Genomic DNA, 20,697 nt, shown 5'->3' on the forward strand with positions numbered 1-20,697 from the left:
TAGATGTATCTCAATGTAACTAAACATTGTCTTTACAATGTCAATTCTATTATTAAAGAGTCGAGGGTAAGTAGTTTTAAATAATGTGATCTGTGTCAGGTGAGTGTTGAAGTTGCAAATTAAATAAGCGTTAGTAAGTGCTTAAAAATAAACCTTAAATAAGTCTTAAAAATATAATTTAACATTTTATTTTTGTCAGAATGGTCAAAGTTCTACATTTCAAAACTCTCAGTTTTAAAATAGTCGCATTTATCGAGGAATTTGAAACATCCTGTCACCAATAAAGATAGGTTGTATTCAGTGGTGTTGATATTGTGTCTAAACTAGTCGTTTTATTCTTAACCTGCTTAAATATTATCCGGTCAATTTACCGCTTCTAAAAGGCTGTTTTATTGCTCACGCCTTATCCTGATCTAGCGAGATGCAAAAGGTCGATAAATCAATTTGCTATCCTGTATAGTGAGCAGCATTGCGGCGATAAGATTCGAGGCTAGCGGATCGTCACAAGAGCGCTACGCTGATGGCGGGTAAAAAGAACGAGGTGAATGTGAGAATTAATGATCTTAGACTGTTTTTGTTGGTCGTTGAGTTAGGTAGTTTTGCTGCTGCGGCCAGTTCGATTGGGATCCCGCGGGCTTCGGTCAGTCGCCGTATCGGTGAATTAGAGGCGGATCTGGGGACTAAACTGTTTACCCGCACGACACGCCAATTGTCGCTGACACCCACAGGCGAAAACTACCACCAGCAGTTGATGGAGATTATTCCAAGGCTCGAATCCCTCAATGAGTCGGTCAAAAATCAACGTAATATGCCAACGGGATCGGTCAAGCTAGGTTTAGTTGGCGATGCCGATGTTGTGACCCATCATTTATTGCAGGATTTTTTAAAAAATTACCCTCTTATTACCTTAGAAACCCATGTAAGTAATCTCGGTTATCACGATATTTTAAATTATGGTTTGGATGCCTGTATTCATATCGGAAATATCAAAGATAATTCTTTTGTCGCTCGACCGTTAATGCGCGTGTGTCGCAAATTATATGCAAGCCCTGATTATATTGCGGCCCATGGCATGCCAACATCGCTGGATGATCTTAGTCAACATGCATTAATGATCTATCGTTTACAAAATGGTGAATTAGAAGATCATTGGAAATTTAATTTAGGTGAATATCGAGTAAAAAGTCGACTGGTTTCGAACAGTAGCCAATATATTCGCCATGCCATTTTAAGCGGTGCGGGGATCAGTTTATTATCCGAGTTAAGTGTGGTTGAACACTTGCAATTAGGTAATTTGGTTGAAGTTTTACCCGAATATGAGGTTTACGTTGACGATGCCTGGTTAGTCTATCCTAGCCGCAAAGGCATGACCCATGCGGCTCGGCTGCTGATCGATAGCTTAATTCATGAGGCGAGTAAGACACCGGATGTCACATTGTCACAAAATTCGTGACATTGATGTACCTTTTTTGATTATTGTCCAATAAATTCACCTCCTTTACTCTGTGCCGCCTTAGTCCTAGTTACAGGAAATTGTGGTGAACAGAGTAAAACCAATCAAAATCGGAACGGGTTTGTGTTGTGCGGGCATTGCATTAGTGCTCGCAGGCTGTGGCAGCAGTGAAGACCAAACCCTCACAACCTCAAAACGTCCGTTAGTACAAGTGATGGAACTACCCGCACCTGTCACGGATAAAGGTTACAAGTTTAGCGGCGTGTTGGAGTCGGAGAATCGTGCGGATTTGTCCTTCCGAGTCCAAGGCGTACTCGCTGAATTGTTGGCTGAAGAAGGAGTAGAGGTTACCAAGGGACAAGTGATTGCAAGGCTCGATCCCCATGATTTTCAAGTCAGTGTTCTGGAGCTGACGGCTAAGTTGGATGAGGCGAAAACCGCCCATCAATTGGCAAAAATCGAACTACAAAGGGTTAAAAGTGCGATTAATGATCGTGCGATTGCCAGCGTGAAGTTAGACCGTGCCGTGGCCGCCGAAGCGCGCGCGAAAGCGGGCGTCGAATTAGTCAGCCAGTCGCTGAAAAAAGCCCAGGACGCCCTGCGTTACACTGAGCTGACCGCGCCCTATGACGGCGTGGTGGGTAAAACCTTTGTCGAACAACATGAGCAAGTGAATGTTGGCACAACAATCCTGACCATTCATCGCCCCGAACGACTCAATGCGGTAGTGGATGTTCCCGAGAGCCAGATCTGGAACCTAAAACTTGGCACCGAAGGCCAAGTGACTTGGTTTAAGGGCACGGAAGCCGTACCCGCAGTGGTTGCCAAAATCGCGTCAGTACCCGATCGCCTAAAGCGCACCTATGAGGTGACCTTTAAGCTAGCGCATGTTCCAAAACAGTTAGTCGCGGGCAAGGCGGTGAGTGTGGACGTCGCTCTGCCTTATGCCAGTGATAAACCTATCTATTGTATTCCTGCCATGGCGGTTACGAGCCGCGAGAGCCAACTTTATGTTAATCGCGTCATTGCCGAGCATGTGAGTGCGACTCCCGTGGAATCAGTGAGTCAGACCGACGATTCTTTTTGTGTGACCGGCGGCTTAACCTCTGGTGAGCCAATCGTGATTGCAGGCGGCGCTTTTGTCGAAGAAGGCCAAGCCGTCACCATTTTACGTGGGGCGTCGGTTAAATCATGAGTCTTTCAACCTTTGCGCTAAGGCAAAAAACCTTTGTTATTTTTTTCACTGTGCTGTCGATCATCGCGGGGATTTATTCCTACTTCGACTTAGGCAAGCTGGAAGATCCGTCTTTTACCGTAAAAAGTGCGGTGATTGTGACCCTCTATCCCGGCGCAAATGCCAAGGAAGTCGAGCAGTTAGTTACCGATAAAATTGAAACTAAGCTCGAGGAGATGGAATCCCTCTGGAAGTTACGTTCACTCTCCCGTCCGGGGAGTTCGATGATCTTTGTCGATCTGAAGGAAAAAGTGAACTCGGAGGCCTTGCCACAACAGTGGGATTTGATGCGCCGTAAAGTGGAAGACGTCAAATTAGAGCTGCCCGTACAGGCGCAGATCAGCATAGTTCAAGACGAATTCTCTGAAGTCTACGGTATGTTGTTCGCTGTCTATAGCGACAACATGGAAATGGCGGAATTGAAGGATCATGCGCGAGAGTTACAGCGCCGCATTAAAGCCGTCGATGGGGTGAAAAAAGTTCAGCTGCACGGCATTAACGAGCAGGAGGTGAATATCCGCATCTCGGAGGAGCGTTTGGCGGAAGCTAACCTCACCATGCTGCAATTAATTGAGCAATTGCATAGCCAGAATATGCCGATTGTGGCGGGGGATTTTGATCTTGGCATCGAAAACCTACGCGTGGAGCAGGGTGATACCTTTAAGAGTATTGAGGATATTCGCAATCTCAGCATTCAGACTGGCTTAAATGGGCTGCAATCGGCGGTGATCCGCTTAGGGGATATTGCCGATGTGACTATGGCATATCAAGATCCTGCCTCAACACTCAGCCGCTATAACGGCCAACAGGCGATTACGTTGGCCGTGAGCCCTGTGAATGGCATAAACGTGGTCAGCATCGGCGATACCTTAAAGGCTGTGCTGGCTGATTATCAAGCCAAGTTACCGGATGGTGCGGGCATTGGGGTGATTGCCTATCAACCGGAAGAAGTTCAAAAGTCGGTTAACAACTTTATCGTTAACTTAATTGAGAGTGTGGTGATTGTGGTTGTTGTGCTGCTGATCTTTATGGGATGGCGCAGCGCCGCGATTGTGGGGGTGAGTCTGCTGCTCACTATTTTGTTCACCTTGATTTATATGAATCTAACCAACGTCGATTTGCAGCGGGTGTCCCTCGGCTCCTTTGTGTTAGCGCTAGGGATGTTGGTGGATAATGCCATTGTGATCGTCGATCTGTTCCAAGCCAAGATCAAGCAGGGCATAGAGCGTACTCAGGCGGTTATCGACAGCATTAAAGAAATGGCCATGCCGCTCCTCGGTGCGACTGTGATTGCCGCTATGGGCACGGCACCAGTGCTGTTATCACAAACCGACTCGGCGGAGTTTTCACTCTCGATTGTGCAGGTGTTATGTAGCTCGCTGCTGCTCTCATGGATTATCGCCATGGTCGTCACCCCGCTGATGTGTTGGTATTTCTTGGGAAAAACCAGCGAAGTTGATGCTGAAAATGCAAAACCGCCTTCTCGCTACACTCTGATGTATCAGCAAGCGGTGGAGTGGGTTGTAGAAAACCCGAAGAAGACCATTCTCTTTACCCTGCCTTTACTGCTGGGTACCTTACTGGTCGCGCCGTTATTGAAAGTGAATTTTATGCCGTCGTCCGATCGCGCCATCGTGTTCCTCGATTATTGGCTGCCCAATGGCGGGCGTATCGAGCAGACCTCGACGGATATGCGTAAGGTCGAGCATTGGTTACTGGCGCAACCTGAGGTGGCAAGCATCTCCAGTTATGTGGGCGAGAGTGCACCGCGGTTCTCGGTCACGGTCGAGCCTGAGCCTTTGGATGCGAGCTATGGCCAGATCCTCGTCAATATGCGCAGTTTCGATGATATCGACACCTTAGTGCAGCGTGGCGATGCCTGGTTAGCCAAGCAGTTCCCCTATGCAGAGCCAAGATTTAGGGAGTTAAAGCTGGCGACTAAGGATAAATATTCGATTGAAGCGCGTTTTATTGGCCCGGATCCCGAGGTGCTGCATAGCTTAGCCAATCAGGCTAAGGACATCATGCGTCAACATCCGAACTTAAAATACGTTCGCGATGACTGGCGGCAAGAGAGCAAAGTCATGACGCCGCAGGTAGATATGCATGCCGCCCGTTTAGCCGGCGTGACACGCACCGATATTGCCAATGCCATCAATCGTGTCACCGAAGGCACCCATGTTGGCACTATGCGACACGGTGACGATTTGATCCCGATTAAATTGCGTAGCGCCGATGCCTCTTTAGAGCATTTTGAAAATATTCCCGTGCGTTCATTACTCGGCACACACAGCGTACCTATGGGGCAAGTGGTTGAGAGTATCGAGATCCAAGGTGAAGAGAGCATGGTATGGCGTCGCAACCGCTTGCCTGCGATCACAGCACAAGCGGGCGTGAGTGGCGATACCGCATCGAACGTACGCCAGAGCATTGCGGCAGATATCGAGGCGATTGCGCTGCCCGAAGGCTATCGGATGGAATGGGGCGGTGAATACTATGATGAGCAGCGCTCGATTGACGACTTGATGCAGCAGAATCCTAAGGCAACCCTGTTGATGGTGATTATTTTGGTGGCGATGTTTAACGCCTTCCGTCAACCGCTGATCATTATGATTACTCTGCCATTGGCGGCGATAGGCATCGTCTGGAGTTTACTGTTATTGGACAAACCCTTCGGCTTTATGGCGATCGTCGGCATGATCTGTCTGTCGGGAATGATCATCAAAAATGGCATTGTGCTAATGGATCAGATTGAACTCGAACGCCGCAATGGCCGCAGAATTGCCGAGGCGATTAAGGCGGCGACGCTCAACCGCACTATGGCGATTTCAATGGCGGCGCTGACGACGGCGCTGGGGATGATCCCCTTGTTGACCGACAGACTGTTTGACCAAATGGCTGCGACCATTATTGGCGGTTTGACCGCAGCGTCTGTGCTGTCCTTGTTTGTGATGCCTGCCTTGTATCGACTCTTTTATCGTCGAGAAGAGCGTGAGGAAGATGCATTACTCGATGCTCAAACGGACAACACACCATCGGTTATTAGCAGTGCCAAAGGGGCCTAAACATGAATAAACATCTATTAATGGCCTTTACGGCAATAAGCTTGCTTGGCGGATGCAGTATGTCCCCTGATTACGCACCGCCAAAGGTGAAAGTCAGCGAGCTGTATTTAAATGCGGCGACGGAGGGCGTGAGCCAAGAGGCCTTGGCTTACCAAGCTTGGTGGCGTCAGTTTAACGACCCTCAGCTCAATGCGCTGGTGACAAAGGCGCAGCAGCAGAATATTAGTCTGCAGATCGCCAGTGAGCGCGTGCGCGCCGCACGGGCCTATCAGGCGGCGGTGTCATCGTTAAAAGTACCCACCATTTCGGTGGGCGCGGGGTACCTCGATATGCGCATCAGTGAAAACGATCCGCTGATGGGCAGTGCGGTTGGAGGTATCGATCTGCCCGCAGGTTTGGGTGGCGGCAACCTTAAGTTGATGAATCGTGACCCCAACAGTACAACCGTGGGCGCGACCATTGCTTGGGAAGCGGATTTGTTTGGCCGAATCGCGAGTTTAACTCAGGCCGCAGAAATCCGCGCCGAGCAGGCGCAATTGTACCGCGCTAATCTGACCACCCTAATGACGGCGGAGGTTATCGATAACTATCTGCAATACCGTGGTACGCAGGAGCGGATGGCGATCGCAAGGCAAAACATTGCCGAACAAGCCGAAGTCTTGGCCTTGGTGGAATCCTTGGAGCGCAATGGTTATGGCTCGCCGCTGGATGTCGCTAATGCCAAGGCGGCGCTTGCCGCCAGCGAGGCCATGTTACCCATGTTAAGTTCGGCCGAGCAGGCGCATTTGCATCGATTGGCGATTTTGCTCGGGGAAAACCTCAATGAGACGTCAGGACGTCTAAGCACCGCGGCATTACCCGCAATGACGGAGTTAATCCCAACGGGCGTACCTTCAGAGTTACTAACACGCCGTTTAGATATTGCCATTGCCGAGCGCGAAATGGCCGCTAAAAACCAAGAGCTTGGCGCGGCGATTGCGGCTAAGTATCCGAGCTTTTTCTTAACGGGGGCACCGGGATTATCGGCCGATCATATTGACGATCTGTTTTCCTCGGATTCCCTTACTTGGGCTCTAGGTGCGGGCGTGAGCTGGAATGTCTTCGATGGTGGCCGCACTCAAGCCATGGTGGAAATACAGGAAGCGGGTTTTAAAACCGCGGCGCTTAGCTACCAGCAGGCGGTGAATAATGCCATCAATGAAGTCGAAACCGTACTTAAGCATTATGGCAATAACCAGCAATATCATCGCTTTATTGCAAAGGCAGAGGCGCAATCCGAGGTTGCGGTACAAAAAGCGACTTCGCTGTATCGCGCCGGTTTAGAAAATCACTTGAGCGTATTAACTGCGCAGAATGTGAAAAACAATATGCAGGATGCGGAAGTGTTAGCCCGCATACAAACGGCATCGAGTGTGGTGTCGCTTTATAAGGCATTGGGCGGCGACTGGACTCTGGCAAACACCGCGGATTAAAGATTGTATGAGGGGGCTCTTGCCGTTAGCTGGTACTACAGCGGCAGGGGTGCCTGATTTCATGACGATTATTCGTTGCTGATAATCCTCTTTAATCGTGACCAGAGTGAGGAGTTGCCGTGTCACAGAACATTTATTCCCGCCATGATGGCGTGTTACAGGCATGCGAGGAGTGTGGTTTAGTCACGCCTTACACAGAGCCTCAGCCTGGCTATCGTGCCCATTGCCCAAGATGTCAGCATGGATTGCAGTCCGTGTTGGCCACTCCCTTTCAGCCGATTTGGGCCTATGGGGCCGCGACCTTAATCATGCTAGGGCTGAGTCTGGGGTTCCCTTTCTTATCCTTTAGCGTGCAGGGCTTATCCCAAAAGGCGAGTCTGTGGTCGGCGCTGATCAGTATGCACTATGCCAGTAACAGTCTGTTGGCCTTGGTCATCTTACTGTGTGTGGTGATCTTGCCACTGATATATATCAGTTTTTCAATGCTGATTTATCGACAGGCCTATTTAGTCCAGCAAGGGAGAACGATTGAACTGAGCTGGCTTAAACGCGCTAGCAAGTGGGTATTTCGTTTTGAGTCTTGGTTGATGGTGGATGTGTTCCTTGTAGGGATCTTAGTCGCCATGGTGAAAATTCTGTCGCTGGCAGAAGTCGGCTTTGGACCGTCTTTCTGGGCGTTTTGCATTTATACCTTGCTGCTAGTGAAGTTTGTTAGCCTAGTCGACAGCTCATGGGTATGGGATAAATTAACGCCGAGAGTCGCAACGCCGTACGTGAGGGTGGGTGAGTCGCACCTGCAACAGAATCATGGTGTTTGCCCTATTTGTGGTCAGTTAAATGCCATCAATGCGACTGAATGCAGCCGCTGCGCGGGTGCGGTGCATAAGTACTTACCTGCAAACAGTATGCAAGCCGCGTGGGCATTTTTGCTGGCAGCAACGGTGTTTTATATTCCGGCAAACTTCTATCCAATTATGTACACCACTAGTGTGGGCCAAACCGAGGCGTCAACCATTATCAGTGGTGTCGTGCTGCTATGGCATTTGGGGTCTTACCCTGTGGCTTCAATTATCTTCTTCGCCAGCATAGTCATCCCCACGGCCAAAATCGCTTCTCTGGCTTATTTGTTCCGCCAAGCGGGTAAGGCCCATTCATCAGATCAAGCCATTAAAAATCAGCAGCTATACCGCGTGACTGAATTTATTGGTCGTTGGTCGATGATTGATATTTTTGTGGTGGCCTTACTCACGGCACTGGTCCAGCTCGATGAGCTAATGGCAATTAAACCCGGCCCAGCGGCACTGTCCTTTGCCATGGTGGTGATCTTAACCATGCTGTCGGCAATCGCCTTTGATTCTCGCGTGCTGTGGCGACAATCCAACACCAACAACTGCGAAAAATGACCCATTAAATATGAGTAGTAACATGATAAATAATGAAAATATCCGAGCGAAAGAGTCTAAGGTTAGACAGCTTTCGCCCGTGTGGTTGGTTCCTATCATCGCCGCCCTGATTGGCTGCTGGATGTTGTATAGCTATTTCAGCCAATTAGGGACCGAAATCCAGCTGCATTTAAAAACCGCCGAGGGCATAGAAGTCGGTAAAACCTTTTTAAAATCCCGCAATGTGAATGTTGGGGTGATAGAAAGCATAAAATTGAGCGATGACTACAGCGCCATAGTGGCGACGGCGCGGATCTCAAACGATGCCAAACGTATGCTAAAGCAAGATGCACGTTTTTGGGTGGTAAAACCACGGATTGGCATGGAAGGCGTCTCGGGATTAGATACCTTGCTCTCAGGCGCTTATATCGAACTAGAGCCAGGGAAATCTTCGACGCCCCAGTATGAATTTACTGTGCTGGACAATCCGCCAGTGGCATCGGCCGACGAGGAGGGCATGCGGATCACCCTGACTAGCCCGCAGGCCGGTAAGTTAAGTGTGGGCGATCCTGTGCTGTATGAAGGTTTTAGAGTCGGCCGAGTGGAAACCTTAGGCTTTAACACCGAGCGGCGCGAAGCCTTTTACCAGCTGTTTATCAATAAACCCTACGATGAACTCGTTCGGGATAACAGCCAGTTTTGGTTGACCTCTGGCATTAACATGCAACTCTCGGCCAAAGGGTTAAATCTGCAGGTGGGGTCGCTCGAAACCTTGCTCTCTGGTGGTGTGAGTTTCCGTTTGCCCGAAGGGCGCCTCGCGGGGGCAAAAATCACAGAGGATGGTCATGATTTTAGGTTGTATGACTCGCAGGAGCTTGCGAGCCAGAGTGTGTACGACAAGTACTTAGAATTCGTGATGTTATTCGATGAGTCTATTCGTGGATTACACGACGGTGCGACGGTGGAGTTCCGTGGCATCACCATAGGCGAAGTGGTGAAATCACCGCTCACTTTGCAGCAACTCGATCCGCATTTTGGTCGCTTTAGCCATGGCACGATTCCGGTCTTGGTCAAAATCGAACTAGCGCGGGTGTTTGAGCATGCCGAACAGGTCGGCTTGAACAATTTACGCGCTGAAATCGAGCGAGAGTTGCATTCAGGTCTGCGGGCGAGCCTGAAAACCGGCAATTTACTCACGGGTGCCTTGTTTATCGATCTGGATTTATATGCCGATGCTAAGCCCTATCAAACCGCCGATTTTATGGGCTATCCGGTATTCCCGACGCAGCGTGCGGGTGTGGCTGAGATCCAAAAGCAAGTTGGGCAGCTTATCAGCAAGCTCAATAACTTACCGCTGGAAAAAACCTTCTCTGAGGTCAATACCACGCTACAAAATACCGCCAGTGCATTGGCGCAGTGGGATAAGGTGGGTGCGAGCTTAGACCAAGTGTTACAGCAGCAAGAAATGATGTCGCTGCCCGCAGAAATACAGCAAACCTTGAAAGCCGTAAGTTTGACGGCGAAGGGATATGGGCCAGAGTCGAGCGTTTATGCCGAACTTCAGACCAGTCTGCAGCAACTGCAAACCTTAATGAAGGAATTAACGCCCTTGTCGCGCCAGCTGAATCAAAAGCCTAACGCGCTTATTTTAGGGGCTGATCTGCCCGCAGATCCCATCCCAGTTAAAGGTAACTAACTATGCGTATTTTCCTGTTATTCATTGCATTTTTAATGGCGGGCTGTAGCAGTCAGCCCACTCCTCAAACTTATTTTATCGCCCTGCAACATACGGCAGTTTCAGGTACAACGGATACCAGCCGTGGCGTTATCCGTTCTGGCGAGCCGTGCGCATTAAGGGTTAATCGGGTGAACTTGGCTGACTATCTCAACACCCATGGTTTGATTTATCAAACCTCAGCACAGGAGTTGGTTGTAGCAAGGCAGCATTTATGGGCAGGTTCTCTGGCCGAGCAAATCCAATTGAGGTTAAACAATTTGCTAAGCCAGTCATGCAGCGCATTTGCTAGATGGACCTTAGCAACCGATAGCCCTGCTAAATCCGTCCAACTCGACCTAATCGTGACAGAATTTTATGGCAGCTATACAGGTGAGGCTGTTGTGGGCGGGCAGTGGCGCCTGATGGATAATACGCAGCAAGTGCTGCGTGAGCAGCCGTTCCAATATCGTGTTTCATTGCCTGAAGAAGGTTATCCGGCTCTCGTCAGCAGCCTAGATAATGGGTTGGTACAGCTTGCTGAATATATACGCACAATGGCGCCGCCGCATACTGCTCAGTGACTGCCTGCTGCTCAATAGGCAACAATATTGCGTTGGCAGTGATAAGGCAAAATCACTGCTAAAGGCGACATTAAGCTGAGCTTTTGCCTAAGCTCAGGCATATGGGCTTTGGTCTGCGAGCTTTGGCATAACTGGCCAAAGTATAAATTGCTTAATGTCGCCTTTATCTTAACGTTTGTCGCAGGAAAACCGATTAATGCTCCTGGGAGGGAGCTAGCTTATCCAGCCCAACAACTGCCACCAGAGGTAGTCCAGCGGCATTAGCACCAATAAGGTGATCAGCGCTAAGGGTAAGGTGACTCTCAGCAGATGGGCGAGGGACTCCTGCGACAGTTGCATAGCCAAAATCAGCGGCGGCGCTTGATAGGGGAAAATCACCGTCGAAAAGCCGATCACTTGGGTCATCAATACCGCGGGCAGAGAAAACCCAGTCGCATTCGCTAAGTCGGCAGCCATGGGGGTTAATACCGTAGGCACGCCAGGCACGGTTGCCACTAATCCGGTTAAGGTCGATATCAGTGATAAGGACATAAAGTTGAGTAAAGAGGCGCCTTGCGACAAGGGTAAGTATTGGCTGAATGCTTGGCCGAGCGCGCTACCGAGCCCAGATTGATTGACTAGGACACCTAATCCTAGTGCGGCGGCAACAAAGATAACCGTTGAAAAATCAACCGATTGATTAAAGCGCTTTGGCTCAATAATGCCCCATTTCGGCAGCAAGAGGATGATGGCTGTCGTTAGCCCCACCCATGCTGGATTAATCCCATGCCATGAGTCTGTTATCCAAAATAGCAGGGTGATGATGAGTAACACAGCGAGTTTAATTTGCTTGGTCACATCGTACTCTTCGATATCCGTCGCTGCAGCAATCTGGGTCTTATCAATTTTGGCCGGAAACAAATACACCACGAGCGCCACGATAATGGCCGATTTGAGCAGACCTAAAATCGGAAAGTGCAGAAACAGATACTCAGCATAGCCAAAATGCACGTTAAACAGATTTTCGCTCGCACCGGCCAAAATCATGTTGGGAATATTGGCGGGCAGCACCGCAAGGCTGGGCATATTACAGGCGAGTGCTAGGGCGGTTGCTATGCCTATCCGGCCATTGCTGCCACGACTAAATCCGAGTTGCTCTGCCAAGGCCATGCCGATGGGGAGCATCACAACCGCGCGTCCGACCGAGGATGGCATCACAAATCCCAGTAGTATCGCGCTGATGACCAGTCCCGCAATCATGCGTGGATAACTCATGGTTAACGCGGGGGCGATAACGGCGGCAAGGCGGCGACTCAATCCCGACTCTGAAATAGCGCTACCAATCACAAAGCCGGAGATAATTAACCACACCGCCGCCGAACCGAATCCCGAGAACAACGCACTGGGGTCGATCAGTTTAAAAATGGTGGCCAAGGCAAAAAAGATCAGTCCCGCCATAAAGGGCGGAATAAAGCCAGTGCTCCAAAATAACAGGGTGATGAGTACGACCGATGCGCTGTAGGAAAAAAGTGCAGGGTGCTGCTGTAGTGGAAACATGGCCAACAAGACGGCGACGAGCATGGCGCTAAAGATCAGCCATTTTTTTATACTTAACTTACCCATAGGGGATCACCTTAATATTGCGGGCATTGATATTGCGACCTAAGATAGCCCAGTTAATATGTCGTTTTAAGGTGGTAATGTGTCAGATGTTATTTCTAAAGCGACAATGTTGGCGCCCAGCCAATTTGCGTTCACGTTAGATGCAAATCGTCCCGTATTGAGTAATGCGCGCAATCTTGAGGCCGAAATGGGCGTTGAACCCCATTCTCACCCTCGGGGGCAGTTACTTTGGGCCGCAAAGGGAATTTTACGGGTTCAGAGCGACAACGCGGTTTGGGTGGTGCCATCGACCCATGCCGTGTGGCTTCCCAGTGGTTGCCGGCATCAGATTAACTGTGAAACCCAAGCTCATCTTCGCAATTTATATATCGATCCCAGTTATCGCGTTAGAGTGCAGGACACGCAGGTGGTGATGGTTACAATGACGCCGCTAATGCGTGAAATGGTGCTGAAACTATGCCAAGACGCCACAATGGAACCAGCCAAGTATTTTCGCTTGGGTTTAAGTGCCATAGACGAGTTAGATGCGCTCGACAGTGTGAATACCTACTTGAATGCGGGCTCGGATCCGCGTCTTGGCCGAGTGATCCAACTGTTGATCAAAAAACCGCAGGCGGAGTATACCTTGGCCGAATTAGCTCAAAGTGCGGGGGCGAGTATTCGAACCATAGAACGACTCTTTAAAGCCGAAACTGGACAGACCTACAGGCAATGGCGCCAAAGATACCGATTACTCAACTCCCTTGAGCGGTTAACCCAAGGTGAAAGCACGACGAGCGTGGCCCATAGCCTTGGGTATTTAAGTGTCAGTAGTTTTAGCGCAGCATTTAAAGTCTTATTTGGTTGCACGCCTCAGGAATACGCCCAAAAAAGCGTGCAAGCCACACGGTAGTATTACCAATTATAAATCAAGTGGTTACAAATAAATCTGCTTTGGATAGCTGCAAAGATAGTTCTTTAAGATAGTTCCTTTAGATTGCTCTTAAGGTTAGATCGTAGAGATAGCTCTTAGAAGTAGATCTTAGAGATAGACCTGAGAAATCGCCCCTTAAGAGCGTTCCCAAACAGAGTCCCTTAGTGCTAATCAGCACTAAAGGACACATTTAGATTGTCTCGAGTAGGATTTATTTCAACGCTTCTGGGACGATAGGGTAGTTATCCCATACTCGACCATCGCTCATTGAACGCACTAGCTTGATATATTCAGCGTGGGTCCAGGCGAGCGGGGTAGCGGAGTTAGTGCCTTGGCCGAGTTGATATTGGTAACGTGTGGCGTTACCCACACCGTCCCATGCTTGCTCGGGGAGCATTAGACCCGCGTTGGCGAAGGTTTCCATCCCTTGTACATAGGTATTGATAAGCTGCTGTTTGGTTTGCTGTGCATTTATCCCTGTTAGCTCTCCCTTGGCGCTGGCGAGGGCCAGCTCAAAATGTCCACGCTCGCCGGTGAAGAATGGCCAGACGCGGCCGCGTTGGTTGTCGCTATTACTGCCCGATTCGGCGTAGTTTGCGCCCGTGACAGTATCTTCACCGTAGCCATCGTTACCGTAACGTCTAAAGCCGGGTACACTACTGCCATCTTTTGCAGTAAAGCTGTATTTGAGGCGTAAATTGTCCTCAAGTTCGGTGTTATCCACCAGCGCTAGGCTTTGATTAATCAGCTTATCGGTTGCGCCACGTACGCCATAGCGCACCAGTTCTAAAAAGCCGCCATCGAGGATCTGACGTTGATCTAATCCCGCTCGACCATTATTAGCGGCGAGTGTCTCGGCGGTGTTTGGCTCACCATTCGGACTTAAGCGCAGATAATAAGGCGCCTTAATGCCTTGGCTATCTGTAAGCAAACCTTGGGTCGTCACTAAGTGTTTTTCAAGTTGCTGATTAAGCGTTTTGGCGGTCGCTAAATAACGCTGACTAGCATCGCTGTCGTTTACTGCTTTGGCAATATCACTCGCCGCCACTAAGCCTGCGATCACTGCGGCCGTGGTGGAAGGCGAATAACCTGCTTGTTCTTCCCAACGTTCTTGCTGAGTTTTCGGTGGCGTAATTTGGGTGTGGTTCCAGTCGAGATTGACCTCTCCGCCGCTGACTAAAAAGTCCGCCGCGGCTTTTAGCATCTCTTGATACCAATGGCTCAATTCCGCTTGACTCAACACGCCTGCTTGCCAGAGTTTCCAGCCGAGCATGATCGGCATCGCCGTTTGGTCGAGCTGTACGCCCACCCACTCAATTTGGCCATCCACATGGGTCTTTTGTAAAAACCAACCGGGTGTGCCGTTAAAGCCTGGAGTTTTATCGCTTACTTGCACCTTTTTAAGATATTCAAAGGCGACTTTAGGCGTTTGGGTATCACCCATGGCGAGAAATGCCATGGCGCATTGGTAAAAGTCACGGGGCCAAACGGCCTTGTAGCCCGTGCTGGGGGTGACAGCAGGGACGGTATCGCCCCAAGGATTAGAAAGTGACGCGATAAGGGCGCCAGCGTAGGTTTTATCTTCCTGCGCCTTGAGTACCATGGCACTGGTATACAGCAGTTTGCCATTATCTGTGGTGCTTTGCGCCATAGCAGGCATCGCGGGCAGTGATTGTAAATAACTGTGCCAACCGGCGTTGTATTGGCTCAGCACAGTATCATACCCTGACGTTAGGCTGGCATTGGCATTGGCTAAACTGCTGGTTTCATCATGGCCAAAACCAATCGCCAAATTCACATTAAGAGGTTGATTAGCTTGGAGTGTGGGATAACTGGCGGTAAAGGCAATGTTGCCTTGAGTCGGATTTTCGGCGCTGCTGGTGGCCTGATACAGCGTATCGAGTTTGCCGTTATCGGCTAAATCGGCCAAACCATCGGATACACCGACAAAGCCTGTGGTTGCCTGCGCAAAATCGATATCGGATTTAACCGTCATCACGCTGCTGTGGGGATCGGCGGTGCGAGCAATAAGGGCTTGATGATCGACTCGGCCAATATCATTCGCGCCCGCATTATCGATATGGGGGTTAACGTATAAATGCGGTGTGATGCCCGCTTCAAAGGCGGTAAACGTCACGCGCATCATCAGCGTATCGCGGTCGGGATCGGTAAAGATATGTTTTTCTATCTGATACTTACCTTCAACGTCGCGATTGATAATCTTATAAGCCAAGGATTGTGGGCGGCCATTAGCGTCGGTATCTAAGTATTCAATGCTGCTGATAGTGTTGTCTTTCTCGGTATCGATAAAGCCATTGCCTGTGATCACAAATTGCAACTCTTTGAGCTGAGCGTTGTGAATAAGGCCGTACATTGTTTCGGTTAAAATCCCCTGCGCTACGGAGAACCACACGCGGCTAATGGGATTTTGGGCACTATCTTGATATTGCCCTTGAGTATAAGGCTCATAGGAGGTGCCAATCCCTGTTTTACCGGAGAACGCCCAAGTTGGCGCTTTGCCGGGGGCGCCGGGGGCAATTTGTGCGTTTGCGCCACTGACTTTGGCGACGGTCGGTGTTGATGTGTCCGCATTGGGGGCCGAGGGTGAGCAGCCTGTTAAGCTGGCAACGCCGATAAGGCTTGCGGCAATTGCAAGCGCAATCGGCTTACGGCTTAAGTTGCGGCGGTCAGAAAAGCTGCGAACTGTTGTTGATTCCATATTCATCAAAATCTCCCCAATCAATGGTGCTAATTGCGATTTATTCTTGTTGTAAGCTATGTGGCTACACGTCTTGGCGTTGAGTTGCCCAAACGCCTAAACGCCAAGTGTGCTGAGTTGTAGGATTTACACTTGAGTGTGCTGAGTATTCGGTTGCTCAACAAAGAGCACGGCAATTCCGGCGCAGAGCATCAGAACGCCGCCGGTGATCAGGGCGTAGATGGGTTGACCATCAAATAATCCATTAAGAATTAAGCCTAAAACACTGGCCGCGAGCAGCTGTGGGATCACGATAAAGAAGTTAAAGATCCCCATGTACACGCCCATCTTTTTCGGCGGCAAGGCGCCGGATAACATGGCGTAGGGCACGGAGAGAATCGAGGCCCAGGCGATACCTACGCCAATCATAGGCAGCCATAACAGACTGGGATCTTTAATAAAATAGAAACTGATCAAGCCAAAACCGCCGCAGAACATATTAAAGGTGTGGGTCAGTTTGATACCGATACGTTTAGCCAGTAGCGGGATAAACAGGGCCGCAATGGCCGAAAATCCATTGTAGGAGGCGAACAGTACGCCCACCCAATCGGCGCCATCGTTATAGGCCTTAGACAACACATCGCTGCTGCCAAAATGGTAGGACGTCACCGCCGAGGTGGTGTAAATCCACATCGCAAATAGCGCGAACCAAGAGAAAAACTGCACTATCGCTAACTGATGCATGGCCTTCGGCATATGGAATAAATCGTCGACCACATTAAAGACAATGCCCAGTTGCGCGCGTTGTGAGGGCGTTGATTTGTCTAAACGCAGTGCGCAGTAAAGTTGCAATGGGCCAAAGGCAAAAATCCCTAAAGTTAATATATACAGCTGTTTATCTAAATCCTGCATCCACACTGCAAGCGTCAGTAGTGCGCCTACGGCCATCCAAACGATAGCGGCAAATTGATAATTTTTATGGGTGCGAGTGCGATGTTGTTGCTCATCTGCGCCTGCTTCAGCATTGCCATGGAAGGCGGCGAGTTCATCGGGGGAATATTTTGGTGGACACAACCGTCCAAGCCACGCTGAGAAACAGCACGGCACCACCAAAATAGAAGGCATAACGCACCGAATCGGCTATTTCGCCCGCGGGCGCAGTATTGGCGACATCAAAGAAGTTACTGAGAATATAGGGCAGGGCCGAGGCCACCACCGCGCCGATGCCGATAAAAAAGCTTTGCATGGCATAGCCTTGGGTGCGCTGCTTGGGAGGCAAATTATCCCCCACAAAGGCACGGAAGGGTTCCATGGCGATATTGATTGAGGCATCCATTATCCACAGCATGCCTGCGGCAATCCACAACGTCGGGGAATGCGGCATCACAAAAATCGCAAGAGTCGTACAAATGGCGCCGATTAAAAAATACGGCCGGCGGCGACCTAAGCGCCCCCAAGTGTTATCGCTAAGATAACCAATAATAGGCTGAACCAGCAGACCCGTTAACGGTGCGGCAATCCACAGGATGGGGATATCATCGATAGAGGCGCCAAGGGTTTGGAAAATGCGGCTGACGTTGGCATTTTGCAGGGCGAAGCCGAATTGGATCCCCAAAAAGCCAAAGCACATATTGAAGATTTGCCAGAAATTCAGCTCGGGTTGCACCCTATGTACGGCGCGCTGCGCCACCTTGGGCGAGAAATTCTCTAATGGGGTAACCGTTTGTTGATCCGCGGACATGCAACTTCCCTTCAGTAGCGGGCAGCGGGGCTGCCTTGAGTCATTTATCGTTATAATGTGTGGCCTATTCAGTGGCCTTTGCTCAGTTTTACGCGTGTTTGCTAGCTTCCCCAAAGTGCATTATCGCTTGGCCGTGTAGGTGAAAAAATGGCGAATATACCTCTCCCTCAGAAGCATATTCGCCAATAAATTCATTTTCATACGCTATGATGCAAATGCTCAGTAGCAGAAAAGAACCTAAGCCTGACAGCTATCCTCAAAGGCAACCACCAGAAACGACCTCACAGTGTTCAACCCCACAAGCAGAGGGTGAAACTAGCGAATTTATAGTAGCCGCAGCGCCAATTGACGCACAACCGCTTACATACGTATTCATCATTCCTTGATAACCCTGGCGAAACAGCCCTGTAACTAATAGTGTGTGGATTTTACGTGAGGCGTGGATGGGTTTAAACCCTAGATGTATCCAGTTATCACATCGGTGGGGGGAGTTAAGAACCTTGTTCCACGGGTCACTCCCGCTGTGATAAGGGGCTATGGCATGAAACCCACTAAGATTAGTGGGGAAGTACATGGATCATTTTCAGCTTAATCAACAGACTCATCTTTCTAGGCTATTGATAGCGAAAGCATAATGCATCACTATGTCGCCAGACTTTACTGACCATTGGCGACTTGCCGTCATTGACGTGTGTGGCAAGAGCAATTGAGTATTTATTCTGGCTTGTTATTACGCCCTTAAGGAACGTTATGTTTGTTATCACCTTAACCTACAAAAAACCGCTGGCCGATGTAGAACTGCATTTGGCGGCTCATATTGCCTATCTCGATGAATATTATGCCAAGGGCACCTTTATCGCCTCCGGCCGTAAGGTACCCCGCACTGGCGGAGTGATCCTTGCCAAAGCAAATAGTCGCGCCGAGCTTGAAGCCATTGTCAAACTCGACCCTTTCTATATCGAAGAGGTGGCCGAATTTGAGGTGGTGGAATTTGTCCCCACTCGAGCCGCAGCAGGTTTAGAAGCTTTAATTGAGCAGATTTAAAGGGTAGGGATACGAGCTAAAAACATAATGGAATATACCCAAGGCTTAATGCAGCCTGTGGATCTTGAGTGGGTGCCTGCGCAACAAGTCCCTATGGCATTGCTGTTAGAGGCCGATCCTTCCACTGCCAGTATCGAAGCGTATTTGGATAAAGCTTGGTGTTTTGCCGCCAAGCATAAAGGTGAGATAGTGGCCGTTTGTGTGATTAAGCTAATTCGCGATAAGGTTGCAGAAATCTTCAATATGGCAGTTTGGCCTGACTATCAGCGGCAGGGAATTGGTTCTGTGTTACTGTCATTTGCCTTAACTGAATTGGCGAAAAAGTCGGTGGTTCGTGTGGAGTTGGGTACGGGGAGTTTTGGGTATCAACTTACTTATTATCAGCGACTGGGGTTTAGAGTCGAGGCTGTGATAAAAGATCACTTCTTAACCCATTACGACGTACCTCTGTTTGAACAGGGATTACAACATAAGGATATGCTGCGATTAGCGCTGGAATTATAAGCCGTGCTGACGATTATGGACGTAATGACAAATCGAAAGGATCTCGGATGAAACGTTATTTCACGGCAGTCTTATTCGCACTGTTCTCTGAAGTCGCACTGTTTTCAGAAGTCACAGTTGCTGAGCCACTTAAGTGGCAGACAAATTTTGCTGATCATGACGCGGTGATTTTTGCCTCAAGCACGGGTGTAGATAGCTTGAAAGACGCGATTGCCGTTGTTCCCAAGTCGGTGTGGATTCGCTCGGTACAAGTGTCAACCCTTGCACAGTTCGATGGTCTTCAGCACGAGTTGCAAACTTATCTGCAGCAACATTACCCTCAGGTGTTTGCCGATGCCTTAGCTTCGGCGGGCAATATACATAACCCCAAGGTGGTGGCCCTACGGCAGGGATTTAAGGAAGCCATTCTCGCCTCAGGTTTTGTTAAGCAGATAAATAGTGATTTTAGTGCGCGCTGCGAAAGTATCACCTCAGTCGATATCGAGAAGTTTTTTATCACGACACAATCCTCATCACCCCAATTTGAAGCCATGCTCTGGTTAAAGACCGAACAGTGCCACTAGGCTACAAAATTCCTTATCTAGCGTGAACGTTAGTCGCTATCAACTTTTCCTTTATCAAACTGTTATCGCAAATAATTATTTCAAACCACTACCTCAAGTTGCCATTCAACCTGACTGAGTCAGCCAATCAATGCTGTTAGCTATTGGATACTCGCCAAAACATGACTGATGCGAGTACAGGTATTGAGGGCACCAGAGTAGGTGCCCTTGCTGGCTTGAGGAACTAGCTTGCGATAATTTTAGCGCGATTAGAGCGGCTGAAGATGGAAGGCAATCGCGATGCGGTTCCAACCATTTATGGCGATAATTAGGCTGGTAAGATCGACAATCTCCTTCTCTGAATAGTGCTCGGCGAGCGCGGCGTATTCACTGTCGTGCACTGGCGATTGGGCGACGCGGGTTAAGGTTTCCGTCCAGCGCAGCGCTGCTTGCTCCCGTGCATCAAAGAGACCATCGACTTCGTGCCAAGCAGCCAGTAAATCTAAACGGCGCTGGTTTTCTCCGTCGTGGCGCGCTTCTTCGGCGTGCATTCGCTGACAAAACGCGCAGCCATTGAGTTGCGATGCCCTCAGTTTGACTAAATGTACCAATAATGACGAAAACGCCGAGTCAGCAGCCGCTTTATCTAGGCTAATGAGTGCTTTGGCGAGCCCGGGTTGGAGTTGGTAAATCTGTTGGCGCGGAATACGTTCTGACATAAAGCCTCCTGTAAGTTGAGGCTTGAATCT

14 protein-coding genes and 1 pseudogene are annotated in these 20,697 nt (G+C 49.5%); 11 read left to right on the top strand and 4 right to left on the bottom strand.

All coding sequences use genetic code 11. The features are described 5' to 3' along the window. Positions 1 to 547 precede the first annotated feature (547 nt). From K0H59_RS10145 to K0H59_RS10175, 7 genes are all read left to right on the top strand, one after another. Positions 548 to 1,453, top strand: a complete 906-nt coding sequence (locus tag K0H59_RS10145) for a LysR family transcriptional regulator (protein ID WP_220055439.1) — start codon at positions 548 to 550, stop codon at positions 1,451 to 1,453. Positions 1,454 to 1,538: 85 nt separating this feature from the next. Continuing rightward, a complete protein-coding gene (locus K0H59_RS10150; protein WP_258405906.1) occupies positions 1,539 to 2,648 on the top strand; it encodes an efflux RND transporter periplasmic adaptor subunit in 1,110 nt (369 codons plus the stop codon). Then, the gene (locus K0H59_RS10155; protein ID WP_220055441.1) at positions 2,645 to 5,752 is read left to right on the top strand and encodes an efflux RND transporter permease subunit; all 3,108 of its coding nucleotides are present in this window, start codon (positions 2,645 to 2,647) and stop codon (positions 5,750 to 5,752) included. The genes K0H59_RS10150 and K0H59_RS10155 overlap by 4 nt, the downstream gene beginning before the upstream one ends. A 2-nt stretch (positions 5,753 to 5,754) precedes the next feature. Continuing rightward, positions 5,755 to 7,224 (top strand): efflux transporter outer membrane subunit, encoded by a 1,470-nt coding sequence (locus K0H59_RS10160; RefSeq protein WP_220055442.1) that lies wholly within the window; start codon positions 5,755 to 5,757, stop codon positions 7,222 to 7,224. Positions 7,225 to 7,343: 119 nt separating this feature from the next. Further along, complete coding sequence (locus K0H59_RS10165; RefSeq protein ID WP_220055443.1) at positions 7,344 to 8,627, top strand: paraquat-inducible protein A; 1,284 nt, start codon at positions 7,344 to 7,346, stop codon at positions 8,625 to 8,627. 22 nt (positions 8,628 to 8,649) lie between these two features. Next, complete coding sequence (gene pqiB / locus K0H59_RS10170) at positions 8,650 to 10,302, top strand: intermembrane transport protein PqiB (RefSeq protein ID WP_258405907.1); 1,653 nt, start codon at positions 8,650 to 8,652, stop codon at positions 10,300 to 10,302. 2 nt (positions 10,303 to 10,304) lie between these two features. Further along, a complete protein-coding gene (locus K0H59_RS10175) occupies positions 10,305 to 10,904 on the top strand; it encodes a membrane integrity-associated transporter subunit PqiC (RefSeq protein WP_220055445.1) in 600 nt (199 codons plus the stop codon). 213 nt (positions 10,905 to 11,117) lie between these two features. Here the strand turns inward: K0H59_RS10175 and K0H59_RS10180 are convergent, their stop codons facing one another. Further along, the gene (locus K0H59_RS10180) at positions 11,118 to 12,506 is read right to left on the bottom strand and encodes an SLC13 family permease (RefSeq protein WP_220055446.1); all 1,389 of its coding nucleotides are present in this window, start codon (positions 12,504 to 12,506) and stop codon (positions 11,118 to 11,120) included. A gap of 79 nt (positions 12,507 to 12,585) precedes the next feature. Here K0H59_RS10180 and K0H59_RS10185 point away from each other — a divergent pair, with 79 nt between their 5' ends. Then, the gene (locus K0H59_RS10185) at positions 12,586 to 13,398 is read left to right on the top strand and encodes a helix-turn-helix domain-containing protein (protein ID WP_220055447.1); all 813 of its coding nucleotides are present in this window, start codon (positions 12,586 to 12,588) and stop codon (positions 13,396 to 13,398) included. A 232-nt stretch (positions 13,399 to 13,630) separates the two neighbouring features. Here K0H59_RS10185 and K0H59_RS10190 read toward each other — a convergent pair whose 3' ends face one another. Further along, on the bottom strand, positions 13,631 to 16,144 hold the full coding sequence (locus tag K0H59_RS10190; RefSeq protein ID WP_220055448.1) for a glucan 1,4-alpha-glucosidase: 2,514 nt from the start codon (positions 16,142 to 16,144) through the stop codon (positions 13,631 to 13,633). Between the two features lie 120 nt (positions 16,145 to 16,264). Next, a pseudogene (locus K0H59_RS10195) lies at positions 16,265 to 17,858 on the bottom strand (MFS transporter). Positions 17,859 to 18,608: 750 nt separating this feature from the next. On the opposite strand from K0H59_RS10195, the gene K0H59_RS10200 reads away from it, so the two are divergent. From K0H59_RS10200 to K0H59_RS10210, 3 genes are read left to right on the top strand one after another with little or no spacing between them, the layout of a single operon-like run. Then, positions 18,609 to 18,902 (top strand): YciI family protein, encoded by a 294-nt coding sequence (locus tag K0H59_RS10200; protein WP_220055449.1) that lies wholly within the window; start codon positions 18,609 to 18,611, stop codon positions 18,900 to 18,902. A gap of 27 nt (positions 18,903 to 18,929) precedes the next feature. Next, positions 18,930 to 19,406, top strand: coding sequence for a GNAT family N-acetyltransferase (locus K0H59_RS10205; RefSeq protein ID WP_220055450.1), 477 nt, complete (start codon positions 18,930 to 18,932; stop codon positions 19,404 to 19,406). Between the two features lie 47 nt (positions 19,407 to 19,453). Next, the gene (locus K0H59_RS10210; protein WP_220055451.1) at positions 19,454 to 19,969 is read left to right on the top strand and encodes a hypothetical protein; all 516 of its coding nucleotides are present in this window, start codon (positions 19,454 to 19,456) and stop codon (positions 19,967 to 19,969) included. 248 nt (positions 19,970 to 20,217) lie between these two features. Here the strand turns inward: K0H59_RS10210 and K0H59_RS10215 are convergent, their stop codons facing one another. Beyond that, a complete protein-coding gene (locus tag K0H59_RS10215) occupies positions 20,218 to 20,667 on the bottom strand; it encodes a carboxymuconolactone decarboxylase family protein (RefSeq protein ID WP_220055452.1) in 450 nt (149 codons plus the stop codon). Positions 20,668 to 20,697: the final 30 nt, after the last annotated feature.

It is taken from the genome of Shewanella sp. FJAT-51649, assembly GCF_019457435.1.
GTDB lineage: Bacteria > Pseudomonadota > Gammaproteobacteria > Enterobacterales > Shewanellaceae > Shewanella > Shewanella mangrovisoli.

What these genes read in the sequence shown, in the direction of transcription:
- K0H59_RS10155 (WP_220055441.1), top strand. Translation starts at nt 2,645, where the DNA reads ATGAGTCTTTCAACCTTTGCGCTAAGGCAAAAAACCTTTGTTATTTTT.
- K0H59_RS10160 (WP_220055442.1), top strand. Translation starts at nt 5,755, where the DNA reads ATGAATAAACATCTATTAATGGCCTTTACGGCAATAAGCTTGCTTGGC.
- pqiB (WP_258405907.1), top strand. Translation starts at nt 8,650, where the DNA reads ATGATAAATAATGAAAATATCCGAGCGAAAGAGTCTAAGGTTAGACAG.
- K0H59_RS10175 (WP_220055445.1), top strand. Translation starts at nt 10,305, where the DNA reads ATGCGTATTTTCCTGTTATTCATTGCATTTTTAATGGCGGGCTGTAGC.
- K0H59_RS10180 (WP_220055446.1), bottom strand. Translation starts at nt 12,506, where the DNA reads ATGGGTAAGTTAAGTATAAAAAAATGGCTGATCTTTAGCGCCATGCTC.
- K0H59_RS10190 (WP_220055448.1), bottom strand. Translation starts at nt 16,144, where the DNA reads ATGAATATGGAATCAACAACAGTTCGCAGCTTTTCTGACCGCCGCAAC.
- K0H59_RS10200 (WP_220055449.1), top strand. Translation starts at nt 18,609, where the DNA reads ATGTTTGTTATCACCTTAACCTACAAAAAACCGCTGGCCGATGTAGAA.
- K0H59_RS10205 (WP_220055450.1), top strand. Translation starts at nt 18,930, where the DNA reads ATGGAATATACCCAAGGCTTAATGCAGCCTGTGGATCTTGAGTGGGTG.
- K0H59_RS10210 (WP_220055451.1), top strand. Translation starts at nt 19,454, where the DNA reads ATGAAACGTTATTTCACGGCAGTCTTATTCGCACTGTTCTCTGAAGTC.
- K0H59_RS10215 (WP_220055452.1), bottom strand. Translation starts at nt 20,667, where the DNA reads ATGTCAGAACGTATTCCGCGCCAACAGATTTACCAACTCCAACCCGGG.